Here is a 19,782-nt window from a genome sequence, read left to right as displayed (position 1 = left end):
ACGGATCTTCTTCGCGCCGCCCCCTTTCCGGCAGACGCAATTCCTGCTTCTCTCCGGGCATTCGGAGGAATGCCATGCGATTTGTCCTGCGTGTCTTGAAGACGCTTGCTCTCCTTCTCGTTCTCTTCGTCGTTGCCGGCGCCGCCTGGTTGTTCGTCAGTCCGCCGGAGCTCCTGCGTGTCGGCGACGGCTATGCCGCCAAGATTGTCTGTTCCAACGTCTTCATCGCCGGGCGCAACGCCGAGGACGTGCTGGAGGACGATGTGCAGGCGCCGGGAAACCCGCTGCTGCGGCTTGTGCGCGTGAGTGTCGACCGTGACAATGGTCGAGTGACGGCTCGCTTCATGGGGCTGTTTGCATCGAGTTATGCGCTCTATCGCGGTGGGCTCGGCTGCACGAGTGTGCCGGATGGCGATTTCGAGGCGGCGGCGAATGCCGTCCCCTTCGACGCGCCGGCCAAGATGGAAACGAACCCTGCGTTATGGCCGCAGGGCGAGGGCGTCGGCGATCCCGACACGAAGGTTGCCGCTGTGCTGGCCGATGCCGGGCTTGCCGGCCCGGCCATGCGAGCGGTCGTGGTGGTGCGGGATGGTCGCATCGTCGCGGAAGCCTATGCCCCCGGATTCTCGGCGAAGACGCCGCTGATCGGCTGGTCGATGACGAAGACCGTGAATGCGGCGATCCTCGGTCGCCTGATGCTCGACGGCAAGATCTCCTTCGACGACAATCATCTGCTGGCGCAGTGGAAGGACGATGCTCGCGCCAAAATAAAGGTTTCCGATCTGCTCGGCATGGAGAGCGGCCTTGCCTTCAACGAGAACTACGGCGACGTCGCCGATGTGACGCGCATGCTCTATCTCGATCCCGACATGGTATCGCTGCCGGCCAATGCGCCGATGGAGGCGGCCCCCGGTCAGCGATTCCGCTATTCGAGCGGCACGGCCGTACTGCTCTCGCGCATCTGGATGGATAGGGTCGGCAATGCTCAGGCGGCTTTTTCTTATCCGCACGACGCGTTGTTTTCGCCACTCGGCATGACGAGCGCCGTGTTCGAACTCGATGCGCGCGGCACGTTCGCCGGAAGCTCCTATCTTTATGCGACGGCGCGTGACTGGGCGCGCTTCGGGCAGTTTCTGCTGCAGGATGGCGTGTGGAACGGTCGGCGGCTACTGCCGGAGGGTTTCGTCGGCGCCATGCGCACCCCGACGGCTGCTTCGAACGGCCGGTACACGCAGGGCCAGGCCTGGCTCGCCCCCGGCGGCGGCTCGAGCGCCGCGTTTGGGCTGCCGGAGGATACGTTCTGGCTGACGGGGCATGACGGGCAGAGCATGGCGATCGTGCCGTCTGCAAATCTGGTCGTCGTCCGGCTCGGACTGACGCCGAGTTGGTTCGGCTACCAGCCGCGGACGATGCTGAAGGCGATCCTGGCGGCCCTGCCGCAATCGGGGGCGCAGGAACAGCAGGCCGGATCGCAACGGCAAGCCCAGCCGCAGCCATAGGCTTCGAGCGCCGCTCCAGTCATCTCTTTTCAGTAATTGCCGGGTTTCAGTAGTTACCATGGGCGATGTCGGTCATGCCCTTGCGCTTGGCGTCGTAATAATAACCGCGGGCGTAGAGGCGAACGGCATCGTCTTCCTTGCTGTCGGAGACGAGCCAAGCGCCGCGCAGATATTTCGCGGCATATTTGATGTTGGTTTCGGCATCGAAGAGGCCGCCCGGGGCACCGTCATAGCCCATGGACTTGGCCGTGTTATACTTGATCTGCATGAGGCCGAAATAGCCGCGCTTGTTGTAGGCCTTCGCATTATAGCGGCTCTCGCGATGGACGACGCGATGGAGCAGGGTCTCGGGAATTTCGTAAACCTTCGAATATTTCTGGATGAGCTTGGTGACAAAGCTCTTCTCGACGGTCGGCGCATCGTCTTTGTCGTCGTCGCTGAACATCGGGGGTGCGGTCGGCGGATCGATCGGCCCGGATTCGTCGAAACCGTAATCCATGCTGGCACGTGGCGTGGTGTCGACTGCAGCAAGCGCTGCAAGCGCGCTGTTTTGCGGTGTCGCGGCAAAGGCAAGCTGCGTCGTCGGCTGTGCCGGCGTTCCCGGACGCGGCGTCGGCACGACGGACTGGATCGCCGTCATCTCGGGCGTCAGCGGGATCTGCGCATAGGCTGCCGGCTGCATACCTGCCTGCATGGCAAGATCGCCAGGCTGGGAAGCTGTCACGGCCGGCATCGCCGTTGCGGTCAGGGAGGGGGATGATGTCTGGGGAATGGTGGCGCCTGCAATCGTCTGACCGGCTGCGCCTTCGGCTGTCGGGATCGCGGCGAGTGTTGCATCTTCGCCGGGTTTCGGCATCGGCACGACGGTCTGGGCGGCTGTCAATTCGGCCTGGGACGTGTATTCGACGCTCGTACATCCCGTCATCAAGCCGCAGAGGATCGTCGAGACGACAAGACTGCGTTTCAGGCCGGATAATCCGATCGCTACCATTCCGCCACTTTCGTGAAATCGCGCCGCCCCGGCAGCGTATAAAAGTTACCAAAAGCCTTAAGCCCTGGTGACCCCATTAACCTATTCGTGACATTCCGGCAACCACGGAATATTTCGGAATATTTCTACGCTGCAATACGGCGATACCCGGCCGTTACGGCGCCTGCAGCGATCAGCAGAGTGCCTCCGGTTCGGTTTACGGCGCGCTGGATGCTCGCCTTGCGAATCAGGCCGCGTGCGCTATGGGCGAGAAAGGCATAGGTGGAGGCGTTGAGGATCGCCAGCACGAGGAAGGTGGCTTCCATGATCGCCATCTGCCCGACGAAGGGCAGGGCCGGATTGAGGAACTGCGGCACGAAGGCGACGAAGAAGATGATGCTCTTCGGATTGAGGGCTGTGACGACATAGGCGTGGAGGAAAATCTTGAGCGACTTCTCCTCCGGCAGGTTGTCGTTGTCGGCAATCGGTTCGCCGATGATGGGAGCCCGCCAGAGCTTGATTCCCAGCCAGATCAGGTAGGCGCCGCCGATCCACTTCAAGACGGTGAAGAGGGTCGCGGAGGCGGCCAGGACGGCGCCGAGACCGAAGAGAGAGGCCGTCATCGCCGTGAAGTCACCAAGCGCCACGCCGCCCACCGTCGCGAACGCCGTCCGGCGCCCATGACCGAGCGCATAGGAAACGACGAGCAGTATCGTCGGCCCCGGTATGGCCAGCATGATGGCGGATGCGGCCGCAAAGGCGAGCCAAGCTTCAAGTGACATGGTGTCTCCTCCTATTCCTCAGGAACAAGCAAAGACATCATATTAACCATCCGTCAATCACGCTTCTTTGTATTTCTGGCCTATATTGTCCATGACTTCGGCAAACCATGCCGTCGAAAGGTCAAAAGCCTTGCCGCCCTTGATGCGCGGGAATTCTATAGTGCGCAATTTACCGTTCTGGCCTTCATCATGGCCGGTGACGCCGGAGACTTTATTGAGCGCGCTTTCGACGGCGAGATCGACCATGCTCTGGATCAGCCTGAGGTCATCGCCGTTGGCGGGCGCCGAGCGGGCGAAATAACCTGATTTCTGCACCAGGGAACGCTCGGCGTCGAGCAGATTGGCGAACTGCTTCTGGAACCAGGCGCCGACATTGATCGTGTCGATTTTCACATGGCCGAAAGCATCGCGCTTGACGGTTTCGCCGGCGGCTTCGCGCTCGGCGACGATGGCGTCGAGGCAGGCGCCTTCCGAGACGAAAACCGTGGCGTGGCCGTTGCGGTCCATGCTTTCCTTCAACCGGGCGGCCTCGGCGTCGAGGTCGAAGGCCATCTCAGGCAGGTAGACGGCGTCGATACTCTTCAGGTGCGCGTCCATCATCAGGCCGTCGACATACTGGTTGCGGCTGGTGCGCTGCAGATAGGCGCGGGCGGTGGCGGCCGTCAGCCAACCGCAATGGCGGCCCATGACTTCATGGATGACGAGGGTGCGGGGGGCGGCGGTCTGCTCGTTGCCGACATTGTCGAAGAAGTGCGCGCCGACGTCAGCGGCCGTCCAGGCGCCGAGCGACTGGCGGATCGGCACGACGTCGTTGTCGACAGTCTTCGGCAGGCCGACGACGGTGAGATCGTAGCCGTTGGCGGCGAGGTAGGCGGCAAGGTCGGCGGCCGTGGTGTTGGTGTCGTCGCCGCCGATCGTATGGAGAATGGTGATGCCGTCATTGGCGAGGCGTTCGGCGGCGACTCGCAGCGGATTCTCGCCTTCCTTGACCAGGCCGCGCTTGACGCAGTCGGCGGCATTGGTGAGCTTGACGCGGCTGTTGCCGATCGGCGAGCCACCGTAGCGGTGCAGCAGCGGCGCCTTTTCGCGCATCGCGCGGCTGATCTCGAAGCTGTCGCCGAGGAGCACACCCTGGTAGCCCGACTTGTAAGCGACGATTTCGAGTTCGGGCGCGACGTCGCTATAGCGTTCGATAAGGCCGCCGACGGCGGACGAAAGACAGGGCGCCAGGCCTCCGGCGGTCAGCATTGCGACTTTCTGTTTGGCCATAATCCCTCCTGCGGTGTTTCGGTGCGGCAGCGTTAGCTAGCGCATGGATGCGGCAGGGAAAGGGCCCTGTAAAGTAAAGAATTTACGAAAAATGCGCGTTTCTGCCGTGTTGGACCGCAAAGGCGACGCGAAGTGCTGATATAATCGTTTCAACCCGGTCTGCTTGTCGAGAACTGCCCGTGGAAATTTCCGCCGCGCGTTCCGGAATCCACGTGCCCGGGCAATGCCTGCGACCGTCGTCCATGCCCTCACGCGAGATGAAAGCGGGCGTGATGAATCGTTTGCTGCGGTGCGACAATTACCAAATCGTGAAAACTGTGTTCGGCCCTACGACGAATAGTCGCCTTGCAAAGGCTGCGATTCTTTGGTCAAGCTGTTTCTCTATAAGTTGACACGTGTGTGAGATTTTCGATGTCCTTCTGGGAAAAACTGTTGAATGCCATTGGCAATACTGCAGGCAATGCGCTGTCTGCGGTGGTCGAGGCTATCCGCACGGTTTTTGAAGGCGATCCCGAGACCCGGCGTAAGGTGGCTTTCTCGGTGGCGATCATCGCGCTGTCGGCCAAGATGGCCAAGGCCGACGGCATCGTCAGCGAGAAGGAGGTCGAAGCCTTTCGCGAAATCTTCGAGTTTCCGCAGGATCAGGCGAAGAATGTCGCCAGGCTCTACAATCTCGCGCGCCAGGACGTCGCCGGCTACGAAGCCTATGCCGAACGGCTCTCCACGCTCTGCGTAACCTGTGCGGCCAATTGCCCGGTGCTGGAAGACGTGCTCGACGGCCTCTTCCACATCGCCAAGGCCGACGGGCTGATCCATGAGAAGGAACTGAATTTCCTGCGCCATATCGGCGAGATCTTCCAGATGAGCGAGATCCGCTTCGAGCAGATCGCCGCCCGCCACGTGTCGTCCGGCGGCGATCCCTACAAGGTGCTCGGCGTCTCACCTTCCGATGATTTCCCGACCATCCGCCGCCGTTACCACGGCCTCGTCAGCGAACATCATCCCGACCGGCTGATTTCGCGGGGCGTGCCGAAGGAATTCCATGTGATCGCCAATGAGCGCATGGCGGCGCTGAACGCGGCCTATGAGGCGATCGAGAAGGAACGCCGCGCCGCATGACCTCTTTCGAGGCCGACTGCAGAAGCGCCCGCGTGCAACCTTCGCCGAACCATGGCGAACGGGCGGACGGGCGCCGTCCCGATATGATCCTGCTGCACTATACCGGCATGCCGACGGCAGATGGTGCGCTCGACTGGCTCTGTCGCGCCGAAAGCCAGGTTTCCAGCCATTATTTCGTGCATGAGAATGGCGAGGTCGTGCAGCTCGTGCCGGAAATGCGGCGTGCCTGGCATGCGGGAAAAAGCAGCTGGCACGGCGAGACCGATATCAATTCGCTGTCGATCGGCATCGAGATCGCCAATGCCGGCCATCCCGGCGGGCTTCCTGATTATCCGAAAGAGCAGATCGCCGCGGTGATCGAATTGTGTCGCGACTGTGTCAAACGTTGGTCGATCACACCTGAACGGGTCCTCGGGCATTCCGATGTCGCTCCGATCCGCAAGGTCGATCCGGGCGAGAAATTCCCCTGGGCCGCGCTCCACCAAGCGGGCATTGGACACTGGGTCGAGCCGGCAACGATCACCGGTGGCCGCTTCTTCCAACGCGGCGATACCGGTCAACCTGTGGAAGCGCTGCAGTCGATGCTGTCTCTCTATGGTTACAGCGCTGAAATTACGGGTGAATTCTCGGAAAAAACGGCGGGCGACGTCGAAGCTTTCCAGCGCCATTTTCGGCCCGAACGGGTGGATGGTATCGCCGATTTCTCGACGATCGACACGTTGCACCGGCTGCTGTCGGCACTGCCGCATTATTCCTGATTCCTCGGCAATTACTGAAACGCCGAATTTCGCACTGCAGCGCGAAATTCCGCCTGCCACATCATTTCCCTATTATCTCCTCATTGCGATGGTCTAAGAACGTCCGCCAAGCGGTGCTCGGGGTTGTTTTCGAGTTAAACCACGGGCGTTATGTGAAACGATAAGAATTACCGTGAATCCCGATCGATCCTTGATCTGGTATTCATTATGACGGCGAGGCGCGCAGTCCGGAAATTCTTTGGGTCGGAGTGTTCAAGACTACATGAGAAAACTGATTGTTGTTGCTGCAACATGCGTTGGCATGGTGCTGGCGGGAAATAGCTTTGCCTTTGCGAATGATTGGGGCGTGCGAGCCGATGCGCCGGTGAAGAAAGTCGAGCGTCCTTCGAAGAAGGCAGAGCGTCCGGTGAAGAAAGCGGAGCGTTCGGTCAAACCGGCGAAGCGTCCGCTCAAGACGGCGGAACGCCCGCTGAAGACGGTAGAGCGCCAGAGCGGTTATCCCGCCGCCAATGTTTCCGGCAATTCCTATTCCGTACTGATCAGCAAATATGCGAACCAATATGATGTACCGGTTACGCTTGCGACCGCGGTCATCCGCATCGAAAGCAATTTCAATCCGAATGCGCGCGGCAGCCACGGTGAAATCGGCCTGATGCAGATAAAGCCTGCAACTGCCCGCATGATGGGCTATTCCGGCAGCGCCAAGGGCCTGTTCGATCCGGAAACCAACATCAAGTACGGCATGAAATATCTGGCTGCCGCCCATGATCTCGGTGGTGGCGAGACCTGCAACACCATCCTCAAATACAATGCCGGCCATGGCGCCACGCGCATGAACCCGGTGTCCAAGTCCTATTGCGGCAAGGTTCTGGCAATGCTCTGAGCGCTGAAGCGCATATCCCTGACAAGAGCGGATGATTCAAGATGATTGCTATGGTATCGCTGGAATTTAGCGAGGTGGGATATGGCGGTCGATTTCAGGTTCATCGTTATCGGCCGCGGCATGATGGGTGCCGCGGCCGCAAAATATCTGGCACGCCAGACGGATGGCGTCGCCGTCATCGGCCCGGACGAGCCTGATGACCGCAAGACGCATCAGGGTGTCTTCGCCAGCCATTATGATGAGGGGCGCATCACTCGCACCATCGATCCCGACCGCAATTGGGCACTGCTCGCCAACCGCTCGATCGACCGCTATGGCGAGATCGCCGGCGACAGCGGCATCGATTTCTATCGCGAGGTCGGTTGTGTCGTCGTCGCGCCGACCGGGGGCGATTATCTCGAGAAAACCCGACAGGCCGCCGTTTCGCTCGGCGTCGAGACCAGCCTGCTCGACGAGGAAGGGCTGAAGGCTGCCTTTCCCTTCCTCGCCTTTCCCGATGGGGGCGCGGGCGTCTTCGAAGCGAGAGGGGCCGGCCACATCAGTCCGCGTAAGCTTGTGAAAGCCCAATCGTTGCTGGCGGAAAAGGCAGGCGCCACGGTCATCCGCGATCATGTCGTTTCGATCCGCAGCGAAGGTGGGTCGGCTGTCGTCGAGACATCAGGTGGCCTGAGCCATCGTGCTGAAAAGGTGCTGCTGGCAGCTGGCGGATTTTCCATTGCGGAGAATCTGTTGCCGCAGCCTGTTGCTATGACTGTTTATGCGCGGACAGTGACGCTTTTCGAGGTAAGCGATGCCGACGCGGCGCGCCTGGCCGCGATGCCGTCGCTCATTCTCCGGGCGCCCGGCATCGATATCTACCTGCTGCCGCCGATCCGCTATCCTGACGGCAAATTCTACCTGAAGATCGGCGGCGATCCTGACGATCTGGCGCTCCGCGACGACACGGAAATGCGCGCTTGGTTCAAGACCGAGGGGCGCGATATGGTGCGCGCGCACCTCAAACGCATCGTTGAAGGTCTTGTGCCCGATATGGTGCCGCTTTCGATTTCGACGGCCGCCTGCGTCGTGTCGCATACGGAAAGCGGCTATCCGATGATTGGCTATAGCTCATCGCCCGAGATCGCGGTGTTGACGGGCTGCGCCGGGACGTCGGCCAAGAGCTCGGACGAAATCGGTCGGCTTGGGGCCGAGCTGCTTTTGTCAGGCGGAATCAGCGAACAGGGCTACTCCACGGATTTCACACCGCAATTTCGGTAAGTAAATTTTGTTTTCGATAGCAATTGCGATCTCTCTCGTTTATGGGAGCCCTGCCAGTTGGCTGGGCAGCCGCGCTTTACCAATGCCGAAAGGCGGTAGGGTGAGGAAAGTCCGGGCTCCACGGAAACACGGTGCCGGATAACGTCCGGCGAGGGCGACCTCAGGGAAAGTGCCACAGAAAGCAAACCGCCTGTCATGACAGGTAAGGGTGAAAGGGTGGGGTAAGAGCCCACCGCATCTCCGGCAACGGAAATGGCACGGTAAACCCCACCGGGAGCAAGACCGAATAGGGATGACGCGGTAGGCCGAAAGGCCTTCCGGCTGGTTTCCAGGCCAGTCATCCGGGTGGGTTGCGTGAGGCAGCGTGCGAACGCTGTCCCAGAGGAATGGCTGCCACGTTCCGGTTCACGCCGGAGCCATACAGAACCCGGCTTACAGGCCAACTGGCGATTATCATCTTAACGGCGCGGCAGCCGGATTTTCAGCGTAAGTCGCTGAAACCGGCTGTTTTCAAGCAGATGTTTATGCATCCATTGGATGGATTTTTCCTGAAGCGATACCAATGCGTGTCATGTGTAAGATGACGCCGCTAACCCTTTGTTAAACTTAACGGCTTATAAATTTTTGATCATGCGTCTATTGCAAATAGGCGTATCCCATTGACGCCCATATGGTCCCATGCTATCCCAAATGCGCACTGCACCAGGGCAATTATCTGCCCATTTATCGCAAAGCAAAGGCGTCTTCCTCTCCGGAAGCGTCGGAGGGGTTTTTGCTCATCCGGCTTGCGAAGCTGTGCCTGATATCGGGAGTTTCGGGCGTCTTTTGATCGTCCGGATCCCTGCGGGAACGGATGTTTCGTGTCATGAGCCGCTTCCTTTCGAATGCGACCAACAGGATCGACGCCAAGGGCCGGGTTTCCGTGCCTTCGGCTTTCCGTTCCGTGCTGGCGCAGCGCAACGTCCAGGAGCTTTACTGCTTCCAGGACTTTGTGTTTCCGGCGATCAGCATCGGCGGTCCGGATCTTCTCGAAAGATTCGAACGGCAGATTGCTGCGGAGGATCCGTTTTCGCCGGATGCGAACGAGATGTCGCTTCTCATTCATGGAGGCGGGGTCTTCATGAAGCTCGACGCCGAGGGGCGGCTGATGATCACGGATTTCATTCGTGGCTTCACCGGCATCTCGGACGAAGTGACCTTCGTCGGTCGGGCGGATCATTTTCAGCTCTGGCAGCCGCAGGCTTTTGTGGCAGCGCAGGCGCAGGCACGAGGGGAGCGCAAGCTGGCGGGCAAGCGTTCCTGAAAGAACGAGGGAACGGAATGGTGGCGAATCCTGGCGGAGGTTCAACTGATGCCGGTGGCGGACCGGTTCGTCACATTCCGGTTCTTCTCGATGAAGTCCTTGCGGCATTGGCGCCCGCGCCCGGCAAACTTATCCTCGACGGTACGTTCGGTGCAGGCGGTTACAGCTCGGCCATCCTTGCTGCCGGCGCCGAGGTGATCGCGCTCGATCGCGATCCGACTGCGATTACGGCCGGCCAAGCGATGGTTGCCGCCCATGGCGGTCGCCTCAGGCTCGTTCATTCGCAATTCTCGCATCTTGCCGATCATGCGCCGCAAGGCGGGCTCGACGGCGTTGTGCTCGATATCGGCGTCTCCTCCATGCAGATCGACGAAGCTGAACGCGGCTTCTCCTTCCAGAAAAACGGACCGCTCGATATGCGCATGTCGGCCGAAGGCGTTTCGGCCGCCGATGTCGTCAACCGCGCCAAAGTCGCCGATCTCATCCGCATCTTCCATTTTCTCGGCGAGGAAAGCCAGGCGCCGCGCATCGCCCATGCGATCGAGAAGCGACGCGAGGAAAAACCGTTCGAAACGACACGCGATCTCGCCGGTCTCATCGAGCTCGTAACGCCGCGCAAGATGAAAGACAAGATCCATCCTGCAACGCGCGTCTTCCAGGCCTTGCGTGTCTTCGTCAACGACGAGCTCGGCGAACTGGCGCAGGCGCTGTTCGCGGCGGAAACGGTACTGAAGCCCGGCGGGCGGCTTGTCGTCGTCACCTTTCATTCGCTCGAAGACCGCATCGTCAAGAAGTTCTTCTCCGATCGCGCCGGCAAGGCTTCGGGTTCGCGGCATCTGCCGGTCGCGCATGAGCGGGCGGCAACCTTTGCGGCGATCGGCAAGCCAATGGTTTCGGCAAGCGAGGCGGAGGCCGAGGTCAATCCACGCGCCCGTTCCGCCAAGCTGCGCGCCGGCCTGAGGACGGACGCCGCCGCCGAAGCCGCGGATATGTCGCTCTTCGGGTTTCCCAATCTTGCCAGTCTCGGAAAGCTTGGAGGTTGATATGCTGAAAACGTTCGATCTCGTGCTCATCGGCGTCATGACGGCCACCGCCACCGTGACCTACACGATCAAGCACCGCGCCGAATTGAAGGTCGAGGAGGTTCATCGCCTCGAAGCAGAGATCAAGCTTGAGAAGGACACGATTGACCTTCTCAAGGCCGACTGGGCGCTGCAATCGCAGCCGAACCGGCTGGAGCGTCTGGTCAAGGCCTATAATGAAGAATTGAAGCTGCAGCCGACGGAATCGACGGCGCTGGTGCATGCCAAGGAATTGCCGATGCTGAAATCCGAGGTTCCCGTCCCTGACGTGACGGAGGCAAAGGTCAGCGCCAAGGGCGCGACCGTGGCCAGCGCCAAAGGCGCACCAGACACCAAGGGCGCGCAAGCCACCGCCAAGGCACAGCCCATTCCGATGCCTGCGCCACGCGGCGAGGCAGAGGATGCAGACCAGATCGAAACCGGATCGGTGGAGGAATAATGTCGTTTCTTTCCCGCATCATGGTTTTGAAGAGCCAGGCGCATTTCTCCGCCGGCGTCTATAACCGGTTCGGCGGTCCTTCCCCCGCCGGCCTGGCGATCGAGGGATCGCGCAAGAAGAAATCAGGGCAGGCAAAAAGCCGCGTCGGCCTGCTGATCCTCGGCTTCATGGGTGTTTACGCCGTCATCGGCGGCCGTCTCGTCGAATATGCGATGAAGGACCAGGAGGTCGTCTCCAGCATCCTGCCGCCCGACCGGCTGATGGCCTCGCGCCCGGACATTCTCGACCGCAACGGCGAGGTGCTGGCCACCGACATCCGCACCGTCTCGCTGTTTGCCGAACCGAACAAGATCGTCGATGCCGACGAGGCGGTCGAGAAGCTTGCAACGGTGCTGCCCGAGCTCGACGTTAGGGACACTTATAAGAAGCTCTCGGTCAAGACCTCGCATTTCGCCTGGCTGCGCCGGCAACTGACGCCGAAGCAGCAGAGCCAGATCCTGGCGCTCGGCATTCCCGGCATCGGCTTCAGGCCGGAGAAGCGCCGCTTCTATCCGGGCGGGGCGACCGCCGCGCACATCCTCGGTTACGTCAACATCGACAACCGCGGTGTCGCCGGCATGGAGAAATTCATCGACGACCAGGGACTTGCCGATCTCGCTTCCGTCGGCATGACCAGCGACCAGCCGCTCGAGCCGGTGCGGCTATCGATCGACCTGCGCGTGCAGAACATCGTCCGGGACGCGGTCGTCAACGCCGTCAGCAACTTCCAGGCCAAGGGCGCCGGTGCTGCGGTCATCGACGTGCATACCGGGGAAGTGCTGGCGATGGCATCGGCGCCGGATTTCGATCCGAACGATCCGCAGGAAGGCGCCAAGGAGGGTTGGCTCAACCGGATGACCAACGGCACCTTCGAAATGGGCTCGACCTTCAAGACCTTTTCGCTTGCCATGGCGCTCGACAGCGGCAAGGTGAAGATGACCGACAGTTTCGATGCCAGCAAATCGATCTATATCGGCGGCTTCACCATCCACGATTTTCATGGGCAGCGCCGCTGGCTGACCGTGCCTGAGATTTTCCAGTATTCTTCGAATATCGGTACGGCGCGGGTCATCGATATGGTCGGCATCGATGCGCAGAAGGACTATCTCACCAAGTTCGGCCTCTTGACGAAGATGCAGACCGAGTTGCCTGAAGTGAAGATGCCGAGCCAGCCGCGCGTCTGGAAGAAGATCAATTCGATCACGATTTCCTTCGGCCATGGCGTCTCGACGACGGCGCTGCAGACAGGGGTGGCGGCTGCCGCTCTCGTCAACGGCGGCAAACTGATCGAGCCGACATTCCTGCCGCGCACACGCGAACAGGCCGATGAGATCGCCACGCAGGTCATCAAGAAGACCACCAGCGACGAGATCCGCTATCTCCTTGACTTCAACGGCTACAAGGGATCTGGGCGTGTCGCCCGCGTGCCGGGCTTTTCCGTCGGCAGTAAGACTGGCACGGCCGACAAGGTGGTGAACGGTCGTTATTCGTCAACCCTGAATTTCAATTCCTTCATCGCCGCATTCCCCATGAACGATCCCAAATATGCCGTGATCACTTTCTGCGACGAGCCGAAGACCGGCGAGAAAGCCTATGGCGGAACGATCTCCGCCGGTACCGCCGGCCCGATCGCCCGGGAGATCATCAGGCGTGCGGCCCCTATTCTCGGCATCGAACCGAAATTCGGGGAGGGCGGATCGGCCTTGCTGGTGTCTTATTGAGTGTGAATGAATATCGACGCCGATTCGCGAGGGGTGAACCGGCTTCAAGAGAGAAAAGTGCATTCGATGAAATTGCGAGACCTGGCCGGAGATCAGTTTCCGGAACTTGAAGCACAGCTCGAAGGCCCGGCAGGCCTGCTTGATATTTCAGGCCTGTCTTCGGATAGCCGCAAGGTGGCGCCGGGCAATCTCTTCGTCGCGGTCGCCGGCTCCAAGGCGGACGGCGCGGGCTTCATCGTGGATGCCGCCGGCCGCGGCGCCGCCGTCGCGATCGCCTCCCAAGCCGTCGATGCTTCGATCCCCGTGCTTGCGGTCAAGGAGCCGCGCCGTTTTCTTTCCATCGCCGCCGCGCGTTTCCACGGCAGGCAGCCCGACACCATGGTCGCCGTCACCGGCACCGCAGGCAAAACCTCCGTCGCTTCTTTCACCCGGCAGATCTGGGCGCATGCGGGCCACGCGGCCGCGATGATCGGCACGACGGGCGTCGTCTCGCCGACGCGCAACGAATATGGCTCGCTGACGACGCCCGATCCGGTGTCTCTTCATGAGCTGCTGGCCGAACTCGCCGGAGAGGGCGTGACGCATGCCGCGATGGAGGCCTCCAGCCACGGTCTCGACCAGTGCCGGCTCGATGGCGTCAGGCTTGCGGCTGCCGCCTTCACCAATCTCGGCCGCGATCACATGGATTATCATCCGACCGTCGAGGCCTACATGGCCGCCAAGATGCGGCTTTTCGATACGCTGCTGCCGAAGGGATCGCCGGCGGTGATCTTTGCCGACGATCCGTGGTCGGCGCAGGCGATCAAGGCCGCGACCGATGCCGGTCACGACATCCGTACCGTCGGGCGGAGGGGCGATTATCTCTCGTTGAAGCGCGTCGAGCACTTCCGCCACAAGCAGATGGCCGAGATCCATATCGGCGGCGAGATCTTCGAGGTGGACATTCCGCTGGCCGGCGATTTTCAGGTGGCCAACGCGCTGGTCGCCGCGGGGCTTGCCATGTCGACCAGCGTTGACGCGAAGGTTGCGATGGCCGCGCTCGAGAAGCTCGTTGGCGCGTCCGGCCGTCTCGAACTCGTCGGCCATGCGAGAGACGGCGCTCTTGCCTATGTCGACTACGCCCACAAGCCGGATGCGCTGGAAAACGTTCTGGGCTCGGTCAGACCCTTCACCACCGGCCGCGTCATCGTCGTCTTCGGTTGCGGCGGCGACCGTGACCGCGGCAAACGGCCGATCATGGGCGAAATCGCCTGCCGTCTTGCCGACGTCGTTATCGTCACCGACGATAATCCACGTTCTGAGGAACCGGCCTCGATCCGGGCAGAGATCATGACGGCCGCGCCTTGCGCCTCGGAAATCGCCGATCGCGCCATGGCGATCCGCGAGGCTGTCGGCATGCTGAGATCCGGCGATACGCTGATCGTCGCCGGCAAGGGGCATGAGGAAGGGCAGACAATCGGCAGCGTCACCCTGCCATTTTCCGATCTTGCAGAGGTGCGCAAGGCCTTGGAGGAGTTGAAATCTTGAGCTGGCTCTGGACGACGGAAGACATGATCGCAGCGATGGCGGGGCGCCCTTTCGGCACGCTGCCCGAAGGCATCACCGGCATTTCCATCGACAGCCGCTCGATTGCCCCGGGCGAAGCCTTCTTCGCGATCAAGGGCGACCGCGTCGACGGCCACGACTACGCCTCGATGGCGATGGCGAACGGCGCCTCCCTTCTCGTCGTCAGCGAGGCGAGGCTTCCCGCCATGGGTCGGCTGACGGTGCCGATGATCGTCGTGGAAGACGTGCTCGCTGCACTTGGCCGGCTCGGCCTTGCCTCGCGCGAGCGCTCGCGGGCCCGGATCATCGCCGTGACGGGATCTGTGGGAAAGACGACGACCAAGGAAATGCTGCGGCATGTGCTGTCGCCCTCCGGCAAGGTGCACGCCTCCGTCGCCTCCTTCAACAATCATTGGGGCGTGCCGCTGACGCTGGCGCGCATGCCTGAGGATACGGATTACGGCGTCTTCGAAGTCGGAATGAACCATCCCGGCGAGATTCGGCCGCTGGTGGCGATGATCCGTCCCGATGTCGCCATCATCACGACGATCGCGCCGGCGCATCTCGGCAATTTCAAGAACATCAAGGAAATCGCCGCCGCCAAGGCCGAGATCTTCGAGGGGCTCGAACCCGGCGGCCATGTCGTGCTCAACCGCGACAACGACCAGTTCAATTTCCTCGACCGCACGGCGCAGTCGCACGGCATCGAGCATATTCATTCCTTCGGCCAGCATGCCAAGGCCGAATTCCGGCTCGCAGAATTCAATGGTTCCGACGAGAATTCAACGCTGTGGCTGACGATCGGCGGCGAGACGCTGGAGGTCGCGCTCGGCGCTCCAGGCCGCCATATCGCCGAGAATGCACTCGCTGCGCTCGGAGTCGTCAGGATCGTCGGCGCCGATATGCAGAAGGCGATCGAAGCGCTTGCGGCGCTGAGGCCGGAAAAGGGCAGGGGCAAGCGCCACCGGCTTGTCATCGGCGGCGGCAGCTTCACGCTGATCGACGAGAGCTACAATGCCAATCCGGCCTCGATGCGCGCGGCAATCGCGCTGCTGGCGGCCTCCTTGCCGACCGGCCGCGGACGCCGTATCGCCGTGCTCGGCGACATGCTGGAGATGGGCGAGTATGCGCAGAAGGTCCATACCGACCTTGCCGTGCCGCTGCTTGCCGCCGGCATCGAGCATGTCTGGCTGGCAGGAGCCGAGATGGCTGTGCTCAAGGAATCGTTGCCGGAAAGCGTCCATGTCGAATATCGCGAGAACACTAGCGAATTGACGGATTATGTATTGAACTCGGTCGCGCCAGGCGACGTGTTGATGGTGAAATCGTCTCTGGGCATCGGTTTCGGCAAGATCGTCGCCGCGCTCCTTGACAAGTTCCCGCCATTTGCCGACACGCAACGCGAATTTTGATCGGGTAAACAAGGGGCCCTGAATGCTGATCTGGCTTGTCGAACTGTCGGAATATTTCAAATTTCTGAACCTGTTCAGATATATTACCTTCCGCACGGGGGCTGCTCTCTTCACCTCAGCACTGATCGTCTTCCTGTTCGGGCCGACGATCATCAATTCGCTGCGCATCCGGCAGGGCAAGGGCCAGCCGATCCGCGCCGACGGGCCGCAGACGCATTTCAAGAAGGCCGGCACGCCGACCATGGGCGGGCTGATGATCCTCGCCGGCATCGTCGGCGCGTCGCTTCTTTGGGCCGATCTTTCCAACGTCTATGTCGTCGCGACGCTGTTAGTGACGCTGGGCTTCGGCGCGATCGGCTTCTATGACGATTATCTCAAGGTCACGAAGCAGAGCCACATGGGCTTTTCCGGCAAGGCGCGGCTCGGCATCGAATTCGTCATCGCCGGCATCGCCGTCTATTTCATGATGCGCACCGCCCTTGCCTCGGGGATTGCCGGCTCGACCTTCGGCTCCTCGATCGCCTTTCCCTTCTTCAAGGACTTCATGATCAATATCGGCATCATGTTCGTCGTCTTCGGCGGCTTCGTCATCGTCGGCGCCGGCAATGCCGTCAACCTGACCGACGGTCTCGACGGGCTTGCCATCGTGCCGGTGATGATCGCCGCCGCCTCCTTCGGGGTCATCGCCTATCTCGCCGGCAACGTGGTGTTTGCGAACTACCTGCAGATCAATTTCGTGCCCGGCACCGGCGAACTCGCCGTCGTGCTTGGCGCCGTCATCGGCGCCGGCCTCGGCTTTCTCTGGTTCAACGCGCCGCCGGCCGCCATCTTCATGGGCGACACAGGGTCGCTGGCACTCGGCGGCACGATCGGCACCGTCGCCGTCGCCACAAAGCACGAGATCGTCATGGCAATCATCGGCGGCCTCTTCGTCATCGAGACGCTGTCGGTCATCATCCAGGTCGGTTTCTTCAAGATGACCGGCCGGCGCGTCTTCCTGATGGCGCCGATCCATCATCACTTCGAGAAGAAGGGCTGGACCGAGAGCCAGGTGGTGATCCGCTTCTGGATCGTCGCCGTCGGCCTTGCGATGCTCGGCCTTTCGACACTGAAGCTCCGGTGAGGCAGCGATGATCCCGGTCACGACGCTCAAGGACAGGAAGGTCGCGCTCTTCGGGCTCGGCGGCTCCGGCTTTGCCACCGCCCGGGCGCTGATATCAGGCGGTGCCGATGTGACCGCCTGGGATGACAATCCCGACAGTGTCGCCAAGGCCGCTGCCGAAGGCATCAGGACGGAAGACCTGCACAACATCGACTGGAGCCAGCAGGCGCTGTTCGTGCTGTCGCCCGGCGTGCCGCTCACCCATCCGAAGCCGCACTGGACCGTCGATCTTGCCCGCGCGGCCGGCGTCGATATCGTCGGCGACGTCGAACTCTTCGTGCGCGAGCGCCGCGCCCATGCGCCGGATTGCCCTTTCATCGCCATAACCGGCACCAACGGCAAGTCGACCACGACGGCGCTGATCGCCCATATCCTGAAATCATCAGGCTACGACACGCAGCTCGGCGGCAATATCGGCACGGCGGTGCTGACGCTCGATCCGCCGAAGGCCGAGCGTTATTACGTCGTCGAATGCTCCTCCTACCAGATCGATCTGGCGCCGACACTGGACCCGTCTGCCGGCATCCTGCTCAACCTGACGCCCGATCATCTCGACCGTCACGGCACCATGCAGCATTATGCCGATATCAAGGAAAGGCTGGTCGCCGGCAGCGATGTCGCGATCGTCGGCGTCGACGACAGCCATTCGGCGCTGATTGCCGACCGTGTTGAGCGGGCAAGCGTCAAGGTGGTCCGTATTTCGCGCCGCAACGTGCTGGCCGACGGCATCTATGCCGAGGGCACCAAACTCATCCAGGCCGCCGGCGGCGCCATGCTGCCCTTCGCCGATCTCGACGGCATCCAGACGCTGCGCGGCAGCCATAATGCGCAGAACGCCGCCGCTGCCGTCGCCTCCTGCCTCGCGGTCGGGGTTTCCGCCGACGACATCCGCACCGGTCTTGCCTCGTTTCCCGGACTGAAGCACCGTATGCAGCCGGTCGGGCAGCGTGGCCGCGTCGTTTTCGTCAACGATTCCAAGGCGACCAATGCCGATGCCGCAGCGCCGGCTCTTTCGAGCTATGATCGCATCTATTGGATCGCCGGCGGCTTGCCGAAGGCTGGCGGGATCACGACTCTTGCTCCCTATTTTCCGCGCATCGCCAAGGCCTATCTGATCGGCGAGGCGGCGGCGGAATTCGCCGCGACGCTCGGCGAGGCCGTGCCTTACGAGATCTCGGGCACGCTGGAGCGCGCCGTCGCGCATGCGGCCGCCGATGCCGAACGCGACGAGAGCGCTGCTTCGGCCGTGATGTTATCCCCGGCTTGCGCAAGCTTCGACCAGTATAAGAACTTCGAAGTCAGGGGCGAAGCCTTCGTCGCCCACGTGGCAGCGCTTGACGGTATTGCGATGCTGATCGGTCCGGCAACAGGAGAGAAATGACATGGTAAGCCGCGCGGAACGTGGGCCTCTGGCCGATTGGTTCTGGACCATCGACCGCTTCTTCCTGGCGATGTTCATCTTCCTGATGGGCATCGGCTTCATGCTGTCGTTTGCGGCATCGCCTGCGGTTGCCGAGCGCATCGGGCTCGAGCCCTTCCATTTCGTCAAGCGCCATGCGGCCTTCATGATCCCCTCGATCGCTGTCATGCTCGGGCTGTCGTTCCTGACGCCGCGCCAGGTTCGGCGCACTGCGATCCTGATCCTGATCGTCTCGATCGCGATGATGGTGCTGGTGCTGTTCGTCGGGCAGGAGGTCAAGGGTGGCAGACGCTGGATCTGGATCGCCGGGCTTTCCGTCCAGCCGTCGGAATTCATGAAGCCTGCCTTCGTCGTGGTTTGTGCCTGGCTTTTCGCCGAACATGCGCGCCAGCCGGAGATCCCGGGCAATCTCTTTGCCATCATTCTGTTCGGCATCGTCGCGGCCCTTCTCGTCGCGCAACCGGACCTCGGCCAGACCATCCTGACCACGGCCGTCTGGGGCGGGATGTTCTTCATGGCCGGCATGCCATGGATCTGGATCGTGCTGCTCGGTATCGGAGGCGCCGGCGGCCTGCTCAGCGCCTATTACGTCTTTCCGCACGTCGCCGGCCGAATAGACAAATTCATGACAGGCGAGGGTGATACTTTCCAGATCGATACCGCGCGCGAGGCGATCATCCGCGGCAGCTGGTTCGGCCAGGGACCGGGCGAAGGCATCGTCAAGCGCATCATCCCGGATGCGCATACCGACTTCATCTTCTCGGTCGCGGCCGAGGAGTTCGGCATCGTCTTCTGCATGGCGCTCGTCGCGCTGTTTACCGTGCTGGTACTGCGTGGCCTCTCGCATGCCTATCGCGAGCGGAACGATTTTAACCGTTTCGCCGTCGCCGGACTGGTGTTGCAGATGGGCATCCAGTCGATCATCAATATCGGCGTCAATCTCGAACTGCTACCGGCAAAGGGCATGACGCTGCCGCTGATTTCATATGGCGGCTCGTCTATGGTGGCGATCTGCGTCACCGCCGGCTTCATTCTGGCGCTGACGCGCCATCGACCGGAAAAACGCGCGCAGGACCGGAGCCTCTTCCGCGTCCCGCACGGGATGCCGGCGGAGTAGAAGAC

Annotated in this window: 17 protein-coding genes and 1 other RNA gene; 15 read left to right on the top strand and 3 right to left on the bottom strand. The window is 61.6% G+C overall.

Going from position 1 to position 19,782, the window contains the following annotated elements; translation table 11 throughout:
• The first annotated feature begins 74 nt into the window (after nt 1-74).
• A complete protein-coding gene (locus BS630_RS20225) occupies nt 75-1,499 on the top strand; it encodes a serine hydrolase domain-containing protein (RefSeq protein WP_077978806.1) in 1,425 nt (474 codons plus the stop codon).
• A gap of 46 nt (nt 1,500-1,545) precedes the next feature.
• Here BS630_RS20225 and BS630_RS20220 read toward each other — a convergent pair whose 3' ends face one another.
• The 3 genes from BS630_RS20220 to BS630_RS20210 form a co-directional block, all read right to left on the bottom strand.
• Nucleotides 1,546-2,490, bottom strand: coding sequence for a lytic transglycosylase domain-containing protein (locus BS630_RS20220; RefSeq protein ID WP_077978805.1), 945 nt, complete (start codon nt 2,488-2,490; stop codon nt 1,546-1,548).
• A 125-nt stretch (nt 2,491-2,615) separates the two neighbouring features.
• The gene (locus BS630_RS20215; protein ID WP_020050849.1) at nt 2,616-3,251 is read right to left on the bottom strand and encodes a LysE family translocator; all 636 of its coding nucleotides are present in this window, start codon (nt 3,249-3,251) and stop codon (nt 2,616-2,618) included.
• Nucleotides 3,252-3,308: 57 nt separating this feature from the next.
• Nucleotides 3,309-4,520 (bottom strand): pyrophosphate--fructose-6-phosphate 1-phosphotransferase, encoded by a 1,212-nt coding sequence (locus BS630_RS20210; RefSeq protein WP_077978804.1) that lies wholly within the window; start codon nt 4,518-4,520, stop codon nt 3,309-3,311.
• A 411-nt stretch (nt 4,521-4,931) separates the two neighbouring features.
• Between BS630_RS20210 and BS630_RS20205 the strand changes: the two genes are divergently transcribed.
• The 14 genes from BS630_RS20205 to ftsW all read left to right on the top strand — a co-directional run bounded on the left by BS630_RS20205 (nt 4,932) and on the right by ftsW (nt 19,777).
• The gene (locus BS630_RS20205; RefSeq protein ID WP_017961314.1) at nt 4,932-5,639 is read left to right on the top strand and encodes a J domain-containing protein; all 708 of its coding nucleotides are present in this window, start codon (nt 4,932-4,934) and stop codon (nt 5,637-5,639) included.
• Nucleotides 5,636-6,397: an N-acetylmuramoyl-L-alanine amidase gene (locus BS630_RS20200; RefSeq protein WP_077978803.1), complete on the top strand. Its 762-nt coding sequence runs from the start codon at nt 5,636-5,638 to the stop codon at nt 6,395-6,397. Before BS630_RS20205 ends, BS630_RS20200 begins: the two co-directional genes overlap by 4 nt.
• Nucleotides 6,398-6,659: 262 nt before the next feature.
• Nucleotides 6,660-7,280, top strand: coding sequence for a lytic transglycosylase domain-containing protein (locus BS630_RS20195; protein ID WP_077978802.1), 621 nt, complete (start codon nt 6,660-6,662; stop codon nt 7,278-7,280).
• 81 nt (nt 7,281-7,361) lie between these two features.
• Nucleotides 7,362-8,537, top strand: a complete 1,176-nt coding sequence (locus BS630_RS20190) for an NAD(P)/FAD-dependent oxidoreductase (RefSeq protein WP_077978801.1) — start codon at nt 7,362-7,364, stop codon at nt 8,535-8,537.
• A gap of 53 nt (nt 8,538-8,590) precedes the next feature.
• Nucleotides 8,591-8,988: RNase P RNA component class A (gene rnpB / locus BS630_RS20185), an RNA gene on the top strand.
• A gap of 414 nt (nt 8,989-9,402) precedes the next feature.
• Complete coding sequence (gene mraZ, locus BS630_RS20180) at nt 9,403-9,840, top strand: division/cell wall cluster transcriptional repressor MraZ (protein WP_026158771.1); 438 nt, start codon at nt 9,403-9,405, stop codon at nt 9,838-9,840.
• Nucleotides 9,841-9,857: 17 nt separating this feature from the next.
• On the top strand, nt 9,858-10,883 hold the full coding sequence (rsmH, locus tag BS630_RS20175; protein ID WP_077978799.1) for a 16S rRNA (cytosine(1402)-N(4))-methyltransferase RsmH: 1,026 nt from the start codon (nt 9,858-9,860) through the stop codon (nt 10,881-10,883).
• 1 nt (nt 10,884) lies between these two features.
• Nucleotides 10,885-11,361 (top strand): cell division protein FtsL, encoded by a 477-nt coding sequence (ftsL, locus tag BS630_RS20170; RefSeq protein WP_077978798.1) that lies wholly within the window; start codon nt 10,885-10,887, stop codon nt 11,359-11,361.
• Nucleotides 11,361-13,121: a peptidoglycan D,D-transpeptidase FtsI family protein gene (locus tag BS630_RS20165; protein ID WP_025395321.1), complete on the top strand. Its 1,761-nt coding sequence runs from the start codon at nt 11,361-11,363 to the stop codon at nt 13,119-13,121. The genes ftsL and BS630_RS20165 overlap by 1 nt, the downstream gene beginning before the upstream one ends.
• Nucleotides 13,122-13,127: 6 nt before the next feature.
• Nucleotides 13,128-14,648 carry a UDP-N-acetylmuramoyl-L-alanyl-D-glutamate--2,6-diaminopimelate ligase gene (locus BS630_RS20160; RefSeq protein WP_077978797.1) on the top strand — a complete coding sequence of 507 codons (1,521 nt, stop codon included), beginning with the start codon at nt 13,128-13,130 and terminating at the stop codon, nt 14,646-14,648.
• Entirely contained in the window at nt 14,645-16,078 is a 1,434-nt protein-coding gene (locus BS630_RS20155) for a UDP-N-acetylmuramoylalanyl-D-glutamyl-2,6-diaminopimelate--D-alanyl-D-alanine ligase (protein WP_077978796.1), read from the top strand. The genes BS630_RS20160 and BS630_RS20155 overlap by 4 nt, the downstream gene beginning before the upstream one ends.
• A gap of 22 nt (nt 16,079-16,100) precedes the next feature.
• Complete coding sequence (mraY, locus tag BS630_RS20150) at nt 16,101-17,201, top strand: phospho-N-acetylmuramoyl-pentapeptide-transferase (protein WP_003541415.1); 1,101 nt, start codon at nt 16,101-16,103, stop codon at nt 17,199-17,201.
• Between the two features lie 7 nt (nt 17,202-17,208).
• Nucleotides 17,209-18,621, top strand: a complete 1,413-nt coding sequence (murD, locus tag BS630_RS20145) for a UDP-N-acetylmuramoyl-L-alanine--D-glutamate ligase (protein ID WP_077978795.1) — start codon at nt 17,209-17,211, stop codon at nt 18,619-18,621.
• A 1-nt stretch (nt 18,622) separates the two neighbouring features.
• Nucleotides 18,623-19,777 carry a putative lipid II flippase FtsW gene (gene ftsW, locus BS630_RS20140; protein WP_077978794.1) on the top strand — a complete coding sequence of 385 codons (1,155 nt, stop codon included), beginning with the start codon at nt 18,623-18,625 and terminating at the stop codon, nt 19,775-19,777.
• The last annotated feature ends 5 nt before the right edge of the window (nt 19,778-19,782 follow it).

This window comes from Rhizobium laguerreae, assembly GCF_002008165.1.
GTDB lineage: Bacteria > Pseudomonadota > Alphaproteobacteria > Rhizobiales > Rhizobiaceae > Rhizobium > Rhizobium laguerreae.
This window is presented reverse-complemented; position numbering and strand designations above follow the sequence as displayed.